This window comes from Streptomyces sp. NPDC044061, assembly GCF_056434305.1.
The window spans coordinates 21,213-36,811 of record NZ_JBWKFL010000006.1; the positions used below are offsets into that span (position 1 = coordinate 21,213).

A 15,599-nucleotide genomic window follows, 5' to 3' on the forward strand; every position below is an offset into this window, starting at 1 on the left:
CGCCTGCCCGCGCTTGCGGGGTGCCGCTGCGCGGGCCTGCGAGCGATTACGCTGCGAGGCATGACCCCGTCCGCCGCCACCCCCGCCTACCGTCGCCTGAGTGTCGAGGAGCGGCGAAGCCAGCTCCTGGACGCCGCGCTCTCCCTCTTCGCGCACCGCGCGCCGGAGGACGTCTCGCTGGACGACGTGGCGGAGGCGGCCGGGGTCTCGCGGCCGCTCGTGTACCGGTACTTCCCCGGCGGCAAGCAGCAGTTGTACGAGGCCGCGCTCAGGTCGGCCGCCGAGGAGCTGCAGAAGTGCTTCGACGAACCCCGGCAGGGCCCCTTGCTGCCCCGGCTGTCCCGGGCACTCGACCGCTACCTGAGCTTCGTGGACGAGCACGACACCGGATTCAGCGCGCTGCTGCAGGGCGGCAGCGTGGTGGAGACGTCCCGGACGACCGCCATCGTGGACGGGGTGCGGCGGGCCGCCGCCGAGCACATCTACAGCCACCTCGGCGTCCGCGACCCGGGACCGCGCCTGCGCATGACCGTCCGGACGTGGATCACGGCGGTGGAGGCGGCCTCCCTGATCTGGCTGGACGAGGACAAACAGCCCGAGGTCGGCGAGCTGCGGGACTGGCTGGTCGAGCAGTTCCTCGCGGTCCTCACGGTGACCGCCGCCCGCGACCCGCAGACGGCGGCCCTCGTCGGCGAGCTCGCCGAGGATGGCTGAGACTGAAGCCGTGAAGAGTCAGGACACCCCCTTCGAGGGCGGCCCCATGGACGGGCGCGTACTGCCCGTGCTGCTGGGCATGACCGGCCACCCCCCGAAGACGTACCGCATCCCCGTCCCGGACGCGGCCGGCGGCCCGCCCACCGTGCTCGTCTACCGCCGCGTGCCGCGGGGGCACAGCGGCAGACTCGGCATGGTGCGGGGATGGAAGTACCGGTACGACCCCGAAGGGGGGCAGGGCGGCGTCCGGGCCAGATGGCCGTGGGCCAGGAGGGACGACGCGCCGTCCGGCAAGCCGGGTGACCCGACCGGCTGAGAAGGTTGCGCCGAACGGCGCACGAATGCTCCACGCACAGCGCGAACACGTCTGATTATCACCGTGCGGAAGCCGGCGGAGGGCCCGCCCGTTCCGCACCGGAGGTGATGACGTGTCACGAGTCTTTGTGCGCCTGGCCTGTACGGCGGTGGTGGCGGCCCAGACCGTCCTCGCGCCCGTGCCCGCGCTTGCCGTACCCGACCCGCAGCGGTCCGTCTCCCAGCTCCTGACGGACCTTCAGCGGCTGTACCGGCAGACCGAGCAGGCGACCGAGACGTACAACGCCACCGCGGAGCGGCTCAAGCGGCAGCAGGCCGAGGTGAGCCGCCTGGACCGCGAACTGGCCCGTGCCCGGATCGCCCTGCGGGGCAGCCGGATCGACGCCGGACGCCTGGCCCGCCAGCAGTACCAGAGCAGCACCGACTTCTCCCCCTACGTCCGTCTGCTGCTCGCCCACGACCCGCAGCACGCGCTGGACGAGGGGCATGTCATCGGGCAGCTGGCGCGCGAGCGCGCCAGGACCGTGGCCCGGCTGGCCGGCACCGAGAAGAGACAGGACACCCTGGCCAGGGCGGCCCGCAGGGCCCTGGACGCACAACTCACCCTCGCCGGGCAGCAGAAGAAGCAGCGCAACGACGTGACGGCGAGGCTCGCCGACGTCGAACGGCTCCTCGCCTCCCTCACCCCGCAACAACTGGGCGCCATCGCCCGGCTGGAGCAGCGGGACGTCGCCGACGCCCAGGACAAGCTCGTGACCTCGGGCGCCCTGGGCGACAACCGGCCGCCCTCCTCGGCCGAGGGCGACCGGGCCGTCCGCTACGCCATGAACCAGATCGGCAAGCCGTACCAGTGGGGCGCGCAGGGCCCCAAGTCGTACGACTGCTCGGGCCTGACCTCACAGGCCTGGGACCGCGCGGGCACCCCCATCCCCCGCACCAGCCAGGAACAGTGGGCGCGCCTGGGGAGAATCCCGCTGACCGAACTCCGCCCCGGCGACCTCGTCGTCTACTTCCCCGAGGCGACCCACGTGGCGATGTACGTGGGAGGCGGAAACGTCGTGCAGGCACCGAGACCGGGCGAGAGGATCAAGCTCTCCCCCTTGGCGTCCTATCCCGTACTCGGCGCGGTACGCCCCGGCACTCGGGCCACGAAGGCCAGATAGGACCGCGTCGTCCCGGGCCCCCGGAAGCATGGTTCCGCACCGCGAAGGCCCCGGACCGGTCACGGTCCGGGGCCTTCGACATCCACTCCGAGACGAACACACGCAGTCACTGCGGCGAACTACGTAAGGCGGCTACCAGCCGTGATCACAGTCGGAACCGATATCGGTTTTCTGCGCGCCTGGACTGCCTTCGCCGTTCAGCAGGTTCCCGCCCAGACCGTCGAAGACACCCACCTCACCGAGGATGTCGATGTTGAAGTCATGGGACCTGCATCCGCCGCCCCCGCCACCCATGGTTGCGGCCTGGGCGGTGGCAGGGTAGACGCCCATGAAGCCGACGGTCCCTATGATGGCGGCCACAGCGGCAGCCTTGCGAAGCTTGCGCATGTCTCCTCCTTGGATCGGTAGAGCGCGCCAACAAAAGATCCACTTGGCGCTCACTTCGGAGGCTAGATCGACTTCCCCAGCAGCGCTCCTCGGGGGAGCCATCCGGGGGTCACAGCCGACCACGACAAGCTGACCGCAGGTCAGAGACCCGTCAGGTTCCGGCGACTGACGCCAGGTACGCCCCCGTCTTCTCCGGCTCGTAGAAGAAGTTCTCGAAGTCGGCCGGGTCGTTGAACGCGTTGGCGAATCGATCCGCCACCGGCTGCAGCTGACCGGCCGCGCCGATGAGGTTCAGGATGTGCTCCGGCGGCGGCGCCAGCATCGCGTTGGTCCACTTGGTGACGTGCTGGGCGGTGGCCCAGTACCGGTCGAACGTGGCCCGCATCCACTCCTCGTCGAACGGCTTGTCCTCCCGCTCGAGGATCGAGGCGAGGTACGCGGCCGCGCACTTGGACGCGGAGTTCGAGCCCTGACCGGTGATCGGGTCGTTGGCCACGACCACGTCGGCCACGCCGAGCACCAGACCGCCGCCGGGCAGGCGGCCGACGGGGTTGCGGACGGTCGGGGCGTACCGGCCGGCCAGCGTGCCGCCGGCGTCCGTCAGCTCGACCTTGGTGGCGCGCGCGTACTCCCAGGGCGTGAACTTCTCCATGAGTTCCAGGGTCAGGGAGAGGTGCTCGGCCGGATCCTTGACGCCGTTGAAGACGTCGAGCGGGCCGCCGGGTATGCCCTCCCAGAACAGGATGTCGGCACGGCCGGAGGTGGTGAACGTCGGCATGATGAACAGCTCGCCGACCCCGGGGACCAGGTTGCAGCGGACCGCGTCGAACTCCGGGTGCTCCGGGCGCGGGCCGAGCCCGTGGACGTAGGCCACCGCGAGGGCGCGCTGCGGCTCGCTGTACGGGGAGCGCTCCGGGTCGCGGGCGAACATCGACACCAGTTCGCCCTTGCCGGCCGAGACCAGGACGAGGTCGTAGGCGCGGGAGAAGTAGTCGAGGTCGCCGACCGCCGCGCCGTGGATGACCAGCTGGCCGCCGCGCTGGGCGAAGGTCTCCATCCAGCCGGCCATCTTCACCCGCTGGTCGACCGACTGCGCGTACCCGTCGAGCCGGCCGACCCAGTCGATCGCGCGCTGCGTGGGCCCCGGGTCGTGCGAGCCGGGTGCCGCGACCGAGACGCCGAGTCCTTCGATCTTCGGGGCCTGGGACTCCCAGAAGTTCAGCTGGAGATCACGCTCGTGCTGCAGAGCCGTGTCGAACATGCACTGCGTCGACATGACCCGGCCGGAGCGGATCTCGTCCGCGGTCCGGTTCGACATCAGGGTGACCTCGTAGCCGTGCGACTGCAGGCCGAGGGCGAGCTGGAGTCCGGACTGGCCGGCTCCGACGACGAGTATCTTCCGCATGCGGGTTGGGGCTCCTAACGGGGACTTACTCGGGGGTTTCGTCGAGCGCGTGGCCGACGAGGGCCAGGAGGGTCTCGATGGCCGATATCCGGCGCCGCGCGTCCATGATCATGACTGGCACGTTGGCGGGGATCGTCAGCGCCTCCCGCACGTCCTCCGGCTCGAACAGCTCGCTGCCGTCGAAGTGGTTGACCGCGACGACGTACGGCAGCCCGCAGCTCTCGAAGTAGTCCAGGGCGGGGAAACAGTCCTTCAGCCGGCGGGTGTCGGCCAGCACGACGGCACCGATCGCGCCGCGCACCAGGTCGTCCCACATGAACCAGAACCGCTGCTGGCCCGGCGTGCCGAACAGGTACAGCACAAGGTCGTCGTCGAGCGTGAGCCGGCCGAAGTCCATGGCCACGGTGGTGGTCAGCTTGCCGGGCGTGGCGGTGAGATCGTCGGTGTCCTCGCTGGCCTCGGTCATCAGCGCCTCGGTCTGCAGAGGCGTGATCTCCGAGACGGCCGTGACCAGCGTGGTCTTGCCGACGCCGAAGCCGCCCGCCACCACGATCTTGGTGGCTATGGGGGCCCGGGTACGGTCCTTCTGCCAGGCTTTCAGGTCCTCGTCGGGCTCCTGGAAGCCGGCGACGAGGGGGGTGACGCCGGTGGCGTCAGAGACGGCGGAGTCCACTCAGCACCCTTTCCAGCAGAGCGCGGTCCGGACGGCCGGTGCCGTGACCGGTTCCGGTGCCGTACACACGGATCTTTCCCTGGTCCGCGAGGTCGCTGAGCAGGACGCGGACCACGCCGAGCGGCATCTTCAGCAGCGCGGCGATCTCGGCCACCGTGCGCATACGGCGGCACAGTTCGACGATGGCCCGCATCTCCGGCATCACCCGGCTGGTCAGCGAACCGTTCGTCAGTTCCTTGCGCTCCTCGGCGGCTTCCAGCGCCGCCGTGCCGGCCGTGCTTCCCACGAACGTCTCCACCAGGAGGACGTGGCCGAAGCGGGTACGGCCGCCGGTGAGCGAGTAGGGGCGCACGCGGGCGGGCTTGCGTTCGCCGCGCACGGGAAGTTTCCTCGCCGTGCCGCTCATCGGGCGCTCCCCGTCCTCTCGGTCTCCAGGGACTTGCGCAGCTCGCTGCGGAGTTCGGGGGTCAGGACATGTCCGGCGCGGCCGACGAAGAGCGCCATGTGGTACGCCACCACGCTCATGTCGCACTCCGCGGAGCCGTGCACGCCGAGCAGCGAGCCGTCGCTGATCGACATCACGAACAGGCTGCCCTCGTCCATCGCGACCATCGTGTGCTTGACCCCGCCGAACTCCATGAGCTTGGCGGCGCCGAGGGTGAGGCTGCCGATGCCGGAGACGATGGTCGCGAGGTCGGCGGAGGAGCCGCGGGGGCCCTTCGCCGGGCGGGACTGACGGGACTGCGCGGTGTGGCCGGGGTCGGACGAGAGGAGCAGCAGACCGTCCGAGGAGACCACGGCGACAGACTGGATGCCGGGGACTTCCTCGACCAGGTTGGTCAGCAGCCAGTGCAGGTTGCGGGCCTCACTGCTCAGTCCGAAGGTACTGGGCGCGGTCAACTGCTTGCCTCCTCGACTGTGCCCCCCGTGGCTTCTTCGGTACGTTGTGCGATCTCTGCCTCTACGTCGCGGTAGCCGGCCTGCGCTCCCTGGCGGAAGCCGCCGAGCCTGCGGCGGAGGGCTTCCGCGTCGACGCTCGCGCTGCGCTGGCGGGGCGGGGCTGTGGGTGCGGTGATTCTGGGCGTGCGCTTGGGGAGGCCCTTGCTGGTGAGCCGGTCCTCCGTCTCGTCGGCCGCTCGGTCGTGGGTCGCCTCGGCTTCCCCTTCGGCGGGCGCGTTCCCACCCGCACCGTCCGTGCGGCTTTCGCCGTCGGACGCGAACGGCTCCAGCGGTGCGTCCCCGTCGCCGGCGGCCGCGGGCTCCGCCGCCAGCTCCGGCAGCAGCAGCGCCATCGTCGTCTCGGCGGGGGTCTCCGCCGGTATCGCCGGGCGGGCCGGTGGTGGCACCGCGCTCGCCTCCGGGGCCTGTGCCCCCGTGTGCGTCTCCGGCTCGTCGGGCTCCGGGGCGGCCTGTTCCGCCTGGGTCACGGCCTTCTCCGCCAGTACCACCAGCGGGTCCGGATCCTTCTTGCGGGCGTACAGGACGTTGGAGTTGGCCTCGGCGGCGGCGCCGGGGAGGGAGAAGGTCTGGGTCGTGTCCGAGCGCGTGACCGGGGGCGGGGTCGCCGCCGTGGCGGCCTCGGTGTGGAGGGAGTGGGGCAGGACGACGACCGCCGCCACCCCGCCCTGCTTCTGCTCGCGCAGCTGGACCCGGACGCCGTGGCGGTGGGCGAGGCGGGCCACGACGTACAGGCCGAGGCCGAGGCCGTCGGCGCCCTCCTGGTCGTACGGCGACTCGGGATCGAACTCGGCGAGCCGGGAGTTGAGGCGGTCGAGGCGGTCGCCCGCCATGCCGATGCCCTCGTCGTGGACGGACAGCATGACCTCGCCGGACTCCAGCAGCCAGCCGGAGACCTCGACGGGCAGGTCCGGCGGGGAGAACGAGGTGGCGTTCTCCATGAGTTCGGCGAGCAGGTGGGAGAGGTCGTCGGCGGCGAAGCCCGCCACGTGGGCGTGCGGGGGCAGTGCGGCGATGCGGACGCGCTCGTAGCGCTCGATCTCGCTGACCGCCGCGCGGACCACGTCGACCAGCGGGACCGGGCCGTGGTGCTGCTGGACGTGCTCGGTGCCCGCGAGGACCAGGAGGTTCTCGCTGTGGCGGCGCATGACCGTGGCGAAGTGGTCGAGCTTGAAGAGCGTGGCGAGACGGTCGGGATCCTGCTCGCGCTCCTCCAGGCCTTCGATGACCGCGAGTTGCCGTTCGACCAGGCCGAGGGTGCGCAGGGCGAGGTTGACGAAGGTGCCGCCGATGCTGGTGCGCAGCCGGTCCAGCTGGGCCGCGGACTCGGCGAGCTCGGCGCGCAGTCCCTCGCGGGCGTCGGCCATGCTCTGCCGCTGGCCGACCAGGTGCTTGCGGTCGGTCTCCAGGGTGGCCACGCGCTCGTGCAGGGCGACCGCGTGCGTGTGCAGGGCGTTGACCGAGCGGACGACCTGGGCGAACTCGTCGTTGCGGCCGGTGAAGGCGATCGGTTCCTGGGCCGCCGGGTCCTGGGCCCCGGCCAGGCGGGCCGAGCCGCGGCGCAGCACCGACAGCGGGCGGGTGAGGGTGCGGGCCATGGCGGTGGCGATGCCGACGGCGACCAGCATCAGGACGCCGAGGACGGCGACGCGGATCTCCAGGGCGGTGACGTCGTCGTCCCTGAGCTGCGCGAGGTCCTCCGCGCGGTGGACGTAGAGCGCCGACTCCGCGCCCCGCATGAGGTCGACGCGGGCGGACAGGGCCGCGTCCAGCTTCTTGGTGCTGGTGGTCAGGTCGCTGTCGCCGAGGGACGGCTGGTCGGTGAGGGCGGCCAGGTACTTCTCGGCGGAGTTGACCTCGGGCCCGGTGACCGTGGAGTCGTACGAGTCGACGGCGGTCTGGGGGGCGGTCTCGCGAAAGTCGGCGAGGGCCGCGTCGGCGCGTAGGCGGGCCTGCTGGGCGGCGGCGGCGAGCGCGTCGCGCTGTTTGCGGTCCGCCTCGGTCGAGGTGGTGGTCGTGGTGGCCAGACCGGTGGTGGGGTTGATCACCGTCTGCCGGGTGGACGGGATGTTCAGCGCGGCGAGCAGCAGGCCGCGGGCGGCCGCGGACTGCTGGACGGCGGTGTCCAGTTCGGCGAGGGAGTGGACGCCGGAGCCGGCCCGCGGGGGCAGTTGCTCGGCCAGGTCGTCGGCGAGCCGGTGCAGTTCGGCGATGGTGGCCGAGTAGGCCTGGTGGGTCTGCAGAGCGTTCGTCTTGCCGGTGAGGGCGGCGCGGCGGACGGCCGCGATGCCGTCGAGGTCGGCGCGCATCCCGGCCGGGGTGTCGGTGTCGGCGCGCAGGTCCTCGACCTGGCGGTCGACGCGGGCGCTGCGGTCCTCGGAGGGCGCCTTGGACTTGGGGCGGCCGGCCGCGACGTAGGAGGTGACCTCGTCGCGTTCGTCGGCGAGCGAGTGGGCGAGCGCGAGGGCGTCCTGGGTGCGCGCGGTCAGCGTCACCAGATCCTGGGAGTCGCTGACGTCCTGGGAGGCGGTGAGCAGCGACGGTGCGCCCGCTCCCGCGATGGCGGCCGCCACCACGGCCACGGCGACGATCAGCCGGGTCCGTACGTGGGTGGGGCGGCCGGTGCCCACGGGGGTCTGCTGGGCGGCCCCCTCGGGGGTCGTCTGCCTGCCTGTGCGCCGAGGCCGCTTCATCTGCACCGGTGCTCGCAATCCTGAACTCGTCTACCCAAGGGCCCGGGTGGCGTCCCGTGGGTCCTGTCTCAAACTGCCAGGCGTCGCGGGCCGGGCGGGAGTCTGACGGCAGGGCCCAGGTGGTGCGCACACCCCGTTCGTACGGTCCCCGACCCTCCCAGCGCCGGTGGGCAGTGGTCCCGCATCATCTGACCCGCCACCCGAAGGAGTGAACATCGGAGGAGAGTTGGCGGGCAAGTTCCACCGGCGTGTGCGGGGGGCCTGCACGGAGGGCCGGTTGGACGCGCGCCGCTGGCTTTGGCAGTATTCGCCGCCACGCCTTTCCGGAGTGCTCTATTTACCCCCAAACCAGGCGGCTGACCTGGGCGGCCGTGCCAATTCAGCGACGGTTGCCAGCCTTTGGCGAAGCCTGTGAAGGCCTCGTGCAGACTGGCCGGATGCGAACCGATCTCGTTTCGGAACCCGGCGACGCGAACCGACCCAACGAGGACTTCGCCGGTGTCGGACTACCCGCCTCCGGTCAGGGGGGTTGTGTGATCTTGCTGGACGGAGTGACACCGCCGCGGGACGGCACAGGCTGTCTGCATTCGGTCCCCTGGTTCACCGCGCGACTCGGCGGCGCGCTGACCGAACTGACCGTTTCACGGCGAGATCTGACGCTCCCGGAGGTGCTCTCGGGGGCGATCGGCAGGACCGCCGGGGCCCATGGGGACACCTGTGACCTTTCTCACCCGCGCACCCCCCAGGCCACGGTGGTCCTGACCCGCTGGTCCGCCGACGCCGTGGAGTACCTGGTCCTGTCCGACTCCGCGCTGCTGCTGCAGTCCCCCGACGGCACGGTCACCCCGGTCCTGGACGACCGGCTCGCCCGGCTGCCCCGCTCGGCCCTGGCCACCGACGCGCTGATCGACGCGCACCTGCGCAACAAGGAGGGCGGCTTCTTCACGGCCGCCGCCGATCCCTCGGTCGCCTCCCGCGCGGTCACCGGCACCGTGCCGCGCCACGAGGTCCGCGCCCTGGCCGCGCTGACGGACGGCGCGACCCGCTGGACGGAACGGTTCCACGCGGGCGACTGGGCGGCCCTGTTCGACCTCGTCGCCAAGGAGGGCGCCCGCTGCCTGGTCGACCGGGTGCGGGAGCTGGAGACCGCGGACCGGCAGGAGCGGGCGTTCCTCGGGCGCAGCAAGACGCACGACGACGCGACGGTGGTGTTCGTGGAGCTGTGAGGGAGCGGCCGGGCCCTGTCGTTCGGATCGGGCCGGCTGTGAGGTGCAGTGTCTTTCGGCCGACCCGAGCGGGGTCCGGTGCGTCCGCCTGCAGGGCGGAGGAGGGACTCGTCGCGATGGGGGTGCGCCCGTGCGGGCGGAGCCGAGCGTGGGGGGGCGAGTGACGACACCGCGGCAGACGCGCGTGCCGGACCCCTCGACGCCGTCGTGATCCGAACGACAGCGCCTAACGCTCCATCACGCCGTTCAGCTCGTGCAGCAGCCGGGCCAGTTCGGACACCTCCCGGCGGTCCCAGTGGGCGAGCTGGCGGACGTAGCGGGCGCGGCGGGCCTCGCGGACCGTGCCGACTCGCCCGCGGCCCTCGTCGGTCAGGGTCACGAGCCAGGCACGCCCGTCCGCGGGGTCCGGCTCACGGACGATGAGGCCGAGCTCCTCCAGGGCACGCAGCTGGCGGGACATGGTGGCCTTGCCGACGCCGATGTAGGCGGCGAGTTCGGTGGCGCGCTGGCCGCCGAGTTCGTCGAGTCGGATGAGCAGGCCGTACGCGGAGGACTCCAGGTCGGGATGGACCTCGCGGGCCATCTCACCCTGGTTGGCCCGGGCACGCCTGAGCAGCACCGTCAACTCGCGCTCCAGTGCCAGGAATTCCTGGTCTGCACCACTGGGCGTCACTTGGCCGGCGACGCGATGTGCGTCGCCGTTTCCGTCCTCGTGCACGTCAGTACCCCTGATCGGTTTCGCGGTCCTGAAAGTTTCTGTCGAACGCCGCCGTTGCCGCAGCTCCGTAAGTATTTCGCAGGCGTAGACCAACGGAAGCATCCGGAGGCCCTTCCCACGCCGTCATCTACGTGCGTAGCTTCTTTACCAGGCAATCAATGGCATGCCCACGCCAGAGAATCACGGTCATCCCACGGTCCCCCCACCCCACGCCTCGGAGACTCGTCATGCCCGAGCACAGACCCGCTTCCCTCAGCCCGCGTCCCCTCGCCGTCCTTCTGACGGCCCTGCTGGCGGCGCTCGCCCTCTCCCTCCCCCTCACCACCGCCCGCGCCGCGACCACCCCCGGCCGGGGTTCGGCGTACATGGGCATGGGAGTCCTCGCCCACGACGGACAGCACAGCACCCCCAGCACCGGTGACGCCACCCAGACCGAGGGCGTCGACGTCTCCGGCTACCAGGGCAACGTCGCCTGGAGCACGCTGTGGAACAGCGGCGTCCGCTGGGCCTACACGAAGGCCACGGAGGGCACGTACTACACGAACCCGTACTTCGCCCAGCAGTACAACGGCTCGTACAACGTCGGCATGATCCGCGGCGCGTACCACTTCGCGACCCCGGACACCACGAGCGGTGCCACCCAGGCCAACTACTTCGTGGACCACGGCGGCGGCTGGTCCAGGGACGGCAAGACGCTGCCCGGGGCCCTCGACATCGAGTGGAACCCGTACGGCGCCGCCTGCTACGGCAAGTCGGCCAGCGCGATGGTCAGCTGGATCGCCGACTTCCTGAACACCTACAAGGCGCGCACGGGCCGGGACGCCGTGATCTACACCGCGACCAGCTGGTGGACCCAGTGCACCGGCAACTACGGCGGCTTCGCCGTGAACAACCCCCTGTGGATCGCCCGCTACGCCTCGGACCCGGGCACGCTGCCGGCCGGCTGGTCGTACTACACGATGTGGCAGTACACCTCGTCGGGCCCGACGGTCGGCGACCACGACAAGTTCAACGGAGCGCTGGATCGCGTGCAGGCACTGGCCAACGGTTAGGCACGCCCCTCGCCGAGGCCCGGCCCACGGCTGGGCGCCCCCTCCGTCGGGCGTCCGGCACACGGCCGAAGGCCGCTGTCAGCCCAACGCCTGCGGCCCCGGACAAGCACAGCGACGAAGCCCCCGGACCCGGTGCGGGCGTCGGCCCACGGTGGGGCGACGCCCCCCGGCCGGGGGTAATACGGGGGTTGCCCCCGGACAAGCACAGCAACGGAGCCCTGGATCGCGTGCAGGCACCGGCCAACTGTGGGGCGACGCCATCCGGAAGTCACTCCCTGACATGCACGGCGACGGGCGGCCGACGGTTGGCGTCAGGTCGCTCGGCGAGCGGCGGTCGTCCTGATGGGCGGCCGCCGCTTTCGCTGCGTTGGTGCTCCGCGCCGGCCGGGATCATGCTGGTCAGGAGAGCCTGCCGAGCAAGGGCGAGATGAGCGGCGATGGAGCGACACTCGACGTACACGGCCACGGCCACCATCGATGAGCGGGGCATCCTGACCAGCTGGAGCGAGGGCGCCCAGCGGCTGCTCGGCTACGCACCCTCCGCGGTCGTCGGACGGCCCGCCGCCGCGCTGCTCGCCGCCGAGGCCGGGGCCGCCCGGCGGACCCTGGCCGGGCGCGACCGGTGGAACGGCACCGTGCCCCTGCGGCACCGGGACGGCAGCCGCCTGGAACAGGGTCTGCTCGCCCACCGCCGCACCTCGGCCACCGGGACCACCGACTGGCTCGTCGTGACCGCCGTGGGAGACCGTCCGCAGCCGCCTCGGGGCGAACCGCTGGAGGAGTGGACCTTCATCCAGTCGCCGTTCCCGCTGGCGATCTTCGACACCGAGCTGCGCCTGCTGCGCGCCAACCGCCGCCTGGAGCGCGCCCTCTCCCTGCCCGAGGCCGCGATGCGCGGCCTGCAGCTGAGCCACATCGCGCCCGGTACCGCGAGCGACGAGGCCGACCGCACGATGCGCCAGGTGATGGAGTCCGGCGAGCCGCGGGAGATGGAGACCGGAGTCGGCCCGGGCCTCGGCCCGCCCACCGTCCTCACCCCGCTCAAGGACGGGACCGGCAAGGTGTGCGCCGTCTGTCTCGCGGCGCACCGCCGCGCCCCGGACGCCGCCGTCCAGCAGGAGACACCGGGCGAGACGGGCTCGCGGACCGGTACGGCCTCCGACCTCCGGCACACCGCGCAGGAGCTCGCCGACGCCACGGTCCCCCGGCTCGCGGACTTCGTGGCCGTGGACCTGCTCGACTCCCCGCGGACCCCGGCCGAGGCCGAGCCCGCCGACCAGTCGGCGGCCCCGCTGGTCCTGCGCCGCGCCGCGGCACGAGCCGTCGACGGCGACGGGCCCGCGCGCGGCGCCCGGGTGGGCGAGGCGACCGCCTACGAGCCGGGCTCGCCCCCGGCGGACTGCCTGGCCTCCGGGCAGTCCGTCCTCTACGACACCTCGGACCCGGTGGTCTCCGGGTGGGCGGCCGTGGACCCGGCGGCCGCCTGGCTGCACGCGTACGGCGCCCACTCGCTGATGGTGGTGCCGGTGCGCGCCGAGGGCAGCACGCTCGGCGTGGCTCTCTTCGGCCGTCACCGGCGCCCCGAGCCGTTCGGTCCGGAGGACCTGCGGCTCGCCGAGGACCTCACGGCCAAGGCGGCCACCGGCCTGCACAGCACCCGCCGGTCCGGACGGGCGCGCACCACCACGATGTCGCTGCAGCGCAGCCTGCTCCCGCACACGCTGCCCAAGCAGGCGGCCATGGAGATCGCCACCCGCTATCTGCCCGCGGCCACCCGGGCCGGCGTGGGCGGCGACTGGTTCGACGTGATCCCGCTGTCCGGGGCGCGGGTCGCCCTCGTCGTCGGCGACGTCGTCGGCCACGGCATCCGCGCCTCCGCCACCATGGGCCGGCTGCGCACGGCCGTGCGCACCCTGGCCGACGTCGACCTGCCCGCCGACGAGCTGCTCACCCACCTCGACGACCTCGTCCTGCGCCTGGCGGCGGACGAGGGCAGCGCCGACCCGGCCGCCGAGACCGCCGGAGGCATCGGCACCACCTGCCTGTACGCGGTCTACGACCCGGTCTCCCGCCGCTGCACGCTCGCCCGGGCCGGGCATCCGCCGCCCGCCGTGGTCACCCCGGACGGCGCCGTCCGCTTCCTGGACGTGCCCGCAGGTCCGCCGCTGGGCCTCGGCGGCCTGCCCTTCGAGGCCTTCGAGACCGAGCTGCCCGAGGGCAGCCTGCTCGCCCTCTACACCGACGGACTGCTCGAGGCCCGCGACCACGACATCGACGAGGCGCTGGACAAGATGTTCGCCGCGCTGGTCCGCCCCGCGCCGACCCTGGACTCGATCTGCGACCGGGTGCTCACCGATCTGCTGAGCCACCGCCCGGAGGACGACATCGCCCTGCTCATCGCCCGCACCCGGGCGCTGCACTCCGACCGGGTCGCCGCCTGGCAGCTGGACAGCGAGCCCACGGTGGTGGCCAGAGCCCGCAGGCACACGGCCGACCAGCTCGGCGTGTGGGGGCTGGAGGACTCCGCCTTCACCACCGAGCTGATGGTGAGCGAACTGGTCACCAACGCCATCCGCTACGGCCGGCCGCCCATCCAGCTCCGGCTCATCCACCAGGACACGAAGCTGATCTGCGAGGTCTACGACTCCAGCGGCACCACCCCGCACATGCGGCGCGCCCGGATCTTCGACGAAGGGGGCCGGGGCCTGCTGCTGGTCGCCCAGCTCGCCGAACGCTGGGGCACCCGGCACGACCGGGTCGGCAAGACCGTGTGGGCGGAGCAGTCCGTCCCCGGGGCCTGAGAAGGCGCCCGCACAGGGCGATGCCCCGCCGGGAGACGGGGCATCGCTGGGATCGGTGGGCGCTCACTTGACGACCACGTCTCCGGAGTCGTCCTGGGCCGGCGCGTCGGGGTGGGAACCAGCGTCGGGCGCGGAGGGAGTGTCGGGGGCCGACGTGTCCGCGGGCGCGGGCTGGTCCGGGGCGGAGGAGTCGCCGTGCCCCGTGTCCTCCGTACCGCCCGTGGACGACGGGCTCGGCGTCGGCTCGGGGCAGGGGGCCTTCCCACCACCACCGCCGCCGCTCCCGTTGCGCCCGGAGCTGCCGTCCCGGCCGCCGCACTTGCCCCGGCCACCGCGCCCGCCCGCGCCACCGGTACCGCTCTGACCCGGCGCCGTACAGACCGGGGGGGTGCCCGTTCCGTCGCCACCGTTGCCACCGTTGCCGCCGTCGCCGCTTCGGCAGTAGTCGTCGTGGCCGTGGCGCCCCTCGCCGTCGTGCTTCCTGTGATCGCCCTTCTTCTTGTGGTCGCCCTTCTTGCCGTGGTCGTCGTGATGCCTGTCCTTCCCCGAACCGTGCGTCTGAACGTGACCCTGGACGGCCGGTGCCGCGAAGACCGCGCCCGCGGGGAGGACGAGGACACCGCCGAAGGTGAGGAGGACGGAGACGGCGGCCGCGGCGAGAGTGTTCCTGCGGGCGTTGTCGTTCATGGGAATTCTTTCCTTGCGGATAAACGGATCGGAGTCGGTTGCTCGGGATTTCAGGAGTTGCCGAGGAGCACGGGCCAGTCGCCCTTGAGATACGCCTGTTTCCAGACCTCGACCTTGTGCTTCGGGATGTCGTATTTCTCAGCGATCTGCGTCTCGGTCGCGCCGTTGTTGATCAGGACCAGGACGATCTTGACCCGGTCCGCCACGGTGAGCTTGCCCTTCGGCTTGTCCGGCAGGTCGCTGTACCGGTCGCACTCCCGCGTCGCGGGCTTGCCGGGCTCACCCGGCTGACCGCTCTCGCCATCACTGTCCCCTCCCCTGCCGCCGTCGCCGCCCCTGCCGCACTCCGAGGAGTCTGCGGTGGACTGAGTCGTGCGATGGGCGGTGGGCCGGTGGTCCGGCAGTGCGCGGGAGGCGCACGCGGCGGTCGCGGCGATGGCCACTGAGGCGGCTGTCAGGGCGATCGAGCGTCGCCAGAGTTTCCTGGTCACGGGGGTTCTCCTTGGTCTTGCGGGACGAAACGGCGGGGGTGGGGGTCCTACGGGCCTTCACCCCCGCCGTCGGGACCGTCAGGCGTTGCCGCCGGTCCGGTCAGGCGTTGCCGCCGTTGCCACCGTCGCCGCCGGTGTCCCCACCCGCGCCGCCGTTGCCACCGTTACCACCGGTGTCACCGCCGGTCCCGCCGTCACCGCCGTTACCACCGGTCTTGCCGCCGGTCCCGCCGTCACCGCCGTCACCGCCAGTCTTGCCGCCGGTCCCGCCGTCACCGCCCTTACCCCCGGTGTCACCACCGGTTCCGCCGGTTCCG

16 protein-coding genes are annotated in these 15,599 nt (G+C 72.2%); 6 read left to right on the top strand and 10 right to left on the bottom strand.

All coding sequences use genetic code 11. The annotated features are described in order from the left end of the window. Nucleotides 1-60 precede the first annotated feature (60 nt). The 3 genes from AC07CM_RS11520 (at nt 61) to AC07CM_RS11530 (ending at nt 2,192) form a co-directional block, all read left to right on the top strand. Entirely contained in the window at nt 61-714 is a 654-nt protein-coding gene (locus AC07CM_RS11520) for a TetR/AcrR family transcriptional regulator (RefSeq protein ID WP_478876154.1), read from the top strand. A gap of 10 nt (nt 715-724) precedes the next feature. Then, nucleotides 725-1,030, top strand: coding sequence for a hypothetical protein (locus AC07CM_RS11525; protein WP_478876155.1), 306 nt, complete (start codon nt 725-727; stop codon nt 1,028-1,030). Nucleotides 1,031-1,142: 112 nt separating this feature from the next. Further along, complete coding sequence (locus tag AC07CM_RS11530) at nt 1,143-2,192, top strand: C40 family peptidase (protein ID WP_478876156.1); 1,050 nt, start codon at nt 1,143-1,145, stop codon at nt 2,190-2,192. Between the two features lie 132 nt (nt 2,193-2,324). On the opposite strand, the gene AC07CM_RS11535 is transcribed toward AC07CM_RS11530, so the two are convergent. From AC07CM_RS11535 to AC07CM_RS11560, 6 genes are all read right to left on the bottom strand, one after another. Then, the gene (locus tag AC07CM_RS11535) at nt 2,325-2,579 is read right to left on the bottom strand and encodes a hypothetical protein (RefSeq protein WP_478876157.1); all 255 of its coding nucleotides are present in this window, start codon (nt 2,577-2,579) and stop codon (nt 2,325-2,327) included. Nucleotides 2,580-2,730: 151 nt separating this feature from the next. After that, nucleotides 2,731-3,984, bottom strand: a complete 1,254-nt coding sequence (locus AC07CM_RS11540; protein ID WP_478876158.1) for a styrene monooxygenase/indole monooxygenase family protein — start codon at nt 3,982-3,984, stop codon at nt 2,731-2,733. A 25-nt stretch (nt 3,985-4,009) separates the two neighbouring features. Then, nucleotides 4,010-4,657 carry a GTP-binding protein gene (locus AC07CM_RS11545; protein WP_478876159.1) on the bottom strand — a complete coding sequence of 216 codons (648 nt, stop codon included), beginning with the start codon at nt 4,655-4,657 and terminating at the stop codon, nt 4,010-4,012. Further along, on the bottom strand, nt 4,638-5,063 hold the full coding sequence (locus tag AC07CM_RS11550) for a DUF742 domain-containing protein (RefSeq protein WP_478876160.1): 426 nt from the start codon (nt 5,061-5,063) through the stop codon (nt 4,638-4,640). Before AC07CM_RS11550 ends, AC07CM_RS11545 begins: the two co-directional genes overlap by 20 nt. Further along, the gene (locus AC07CM_RS11555) at nt 5,060-5,557 is read right to left on the bottom strand and encodes a roadblock/LC7 domain-containing protein (protein ID WP_478876161.1); all 498 of its coding nucleotides are present in this window, start codon (nt 5,555-5,557) and stop codon (nt 5,060-5,062) included. The genes AC07CM_RS11550 and AC07CM_RS11555 overlap by 4 nt, the downstream gene beginning before the upstream one ends. Beyond that, nucleotides 5,554-8,313: a sensor histidine kinase gene (locus AC07CM_RS11560; protein WP_478876162.1), complete on the bottom strand. Its 2,760-nt coding sequence runs from the start codon at nt 8,311-8,313 to the stop codon at nt 5,554-5,556. Before AC07CM_RS11560 ends, AC07CM_RS11555 begins: the two co-directional genes overlap by 4 nt. A 431-nt stretch (nt 8,314-8,744) precedes the next feature. Here AC07CM_RS11560 and AC07CM_RS11565 point away from each other — a divergent pair, with 431 nt between their 5' ends. Then, complete coding sequence (locus tag AC07CM_RS11565; protein ID WP_478876163.1) at nt 8,745-9,533, top strand: hypothetical protein; 789 nt, start codon at nt 8,745-8,747, stop codon at nt 9,531-9,533. A 226-nt stretch (nt 9,534-9,759) separates the two neighbouring features. On the opposite strand, the gene AC07CM_RS11570 is transcribed toward AC07CM_RS11565, so the two are convergent. After that, on the bottom strand, nt 9,760-10,251 hold the full coding sequence (locus tag AC07CM_RS11570) for a MarR family winged helix-turn-helix transcriptional regulator (RefSeq protein WP_478876164.1): 492 nt from the start codon (nt 10,249-10,251) through the stop codon (nt 9,760-9,762). 227 nt (nt 10,252-10,478) lie between these two features. On the opposite strand from AC07CM_RS11570, the gene AC07CM_RS11575 reads away from it, so the two are divergent. Next, nucleotides 10,479-11,303 carry a lysozyme gene (locus AC07CM_RS11575; protein WP_478876165.1) on the top strand — a complete coding sequence of 275 codons (825 nt, stop codon included), beginning with the start codon at nt 10,479-10,481 and terminating at the stop codon, nt 11,301-11,303. Between the two features lie 437 nt (nt 11,304-11,740). Continuing rightward, nucleotides 11,741-14,104: an ATP-binding SpoIIE family protein phosphatase gene (locus tag AC07CM_RS11580; protein ID WP_478876166.1), complete on the top strand. Its 2,364-nt coding sequence runs from the start codon at nt 11,741-11,743 to the stop codon at nt 14,102-14,104. A gap of 63 nt (nt 14,105-14,167) precedes the next feature. On the opposite strand, the gene AC07CM_RS11585 is transcribed toward AC07CM_RS11580, so the two are convergent. From AC07CM_RS11585 to AC07CM_RS11595, 3 genes are all read right to left on the bottom strand, one after another. Further along, nucleotides 14,168-14,791: a hypothetical protein gene (locus AC07CM_RS11585; protein WP_478876167.1), complete on the bottom strand. Its 624-nt coding sequence runs from the start codon at nt 14,789-14,791 to the stop codon at nt 14,168-14,170. Nucleotides 14,792-14,841: 50 nt separating this feature from the next. Continuing rightward, a complete protein-coding gene (locus AC07CM_RS11590; protein ID WP_478876168.1) occupies nt 14,842-15,282 on the bottom strand; it encodes a hypothetical protein in 441 nt (146 codons plus the stop codon). Nucleotides 15,283-15,382: 100 nt separating this feature from the next. Continuing rightward, the coding region (locus tag AC07CM_RS11595; protein WP_478876169.1) for a hypothetical protein at nt 15,383-15,599 on the bottom strand (217 nt) is incomplete at its 5' end.

Excerpts from the sequence above, each read along its gene's own strand:
- AC07CM_RS11575 (WP_478876165.1), top strand. The coding sequence starts at position 10,479 with ATGCCCGAGCACAGACCCGCTTCCCTCAGCCCGCGTCCCCTCGCCGTC.
- AC07CM_RS11585 (WP_478876167.1), bottom strand. The coding sequence starts at position 14,791 with ATGAACGACAACGCCCGCAGGAACACTCTCGCCGCGGCCGCCGTCTCC.
- AC07CM_RS11565 (WP_478876163.1), top strand. The coding sequence starts at position 8,745 with ATGCGAACCGATCTCGTTTCGGAACCCGGCGACGCGAACCGACCCAAC.
- AC07CM_RS11550 (WP_478876160.1), bottom strand. The coding sequence starts at position 5,063 with ATGAGCGGCACGGCGAGGAAACTTCCCGTGCGCGGCGAACGCAAGCCC.
- AC07CM_RS11520 (WP_478876154.1), top strand. The coding sequence starts at position 61 with ATGACCCCGTCCGCCGCCACCCCCGCCTACCGTCGCCTGAGTGTCGAG.
- AC07CM_RS11540 (WP_478876158.1), bottom strand. The coding sequence starts at position 3,984 with ATGCGGAAGATACTCGTCGTCGGAGCCGGCCAGTCCGGACTCCAGCTC.
- AC07CM_RS11535 (WP_478876157.1), bottom strand. The coding sequence starts at position 2,579 with ATGCGCAAGCTTCGCAAGGCTGCCGCTGTGGCCGCCATCATAGGGACC.
- AC07CM_RS11580 (WP_478876166.1), top strand. The coding sequence starts at position 11,741 with ATGGAGCGACACTCGACGTACACGGCCACGGCCACCATCGATGAGCGG.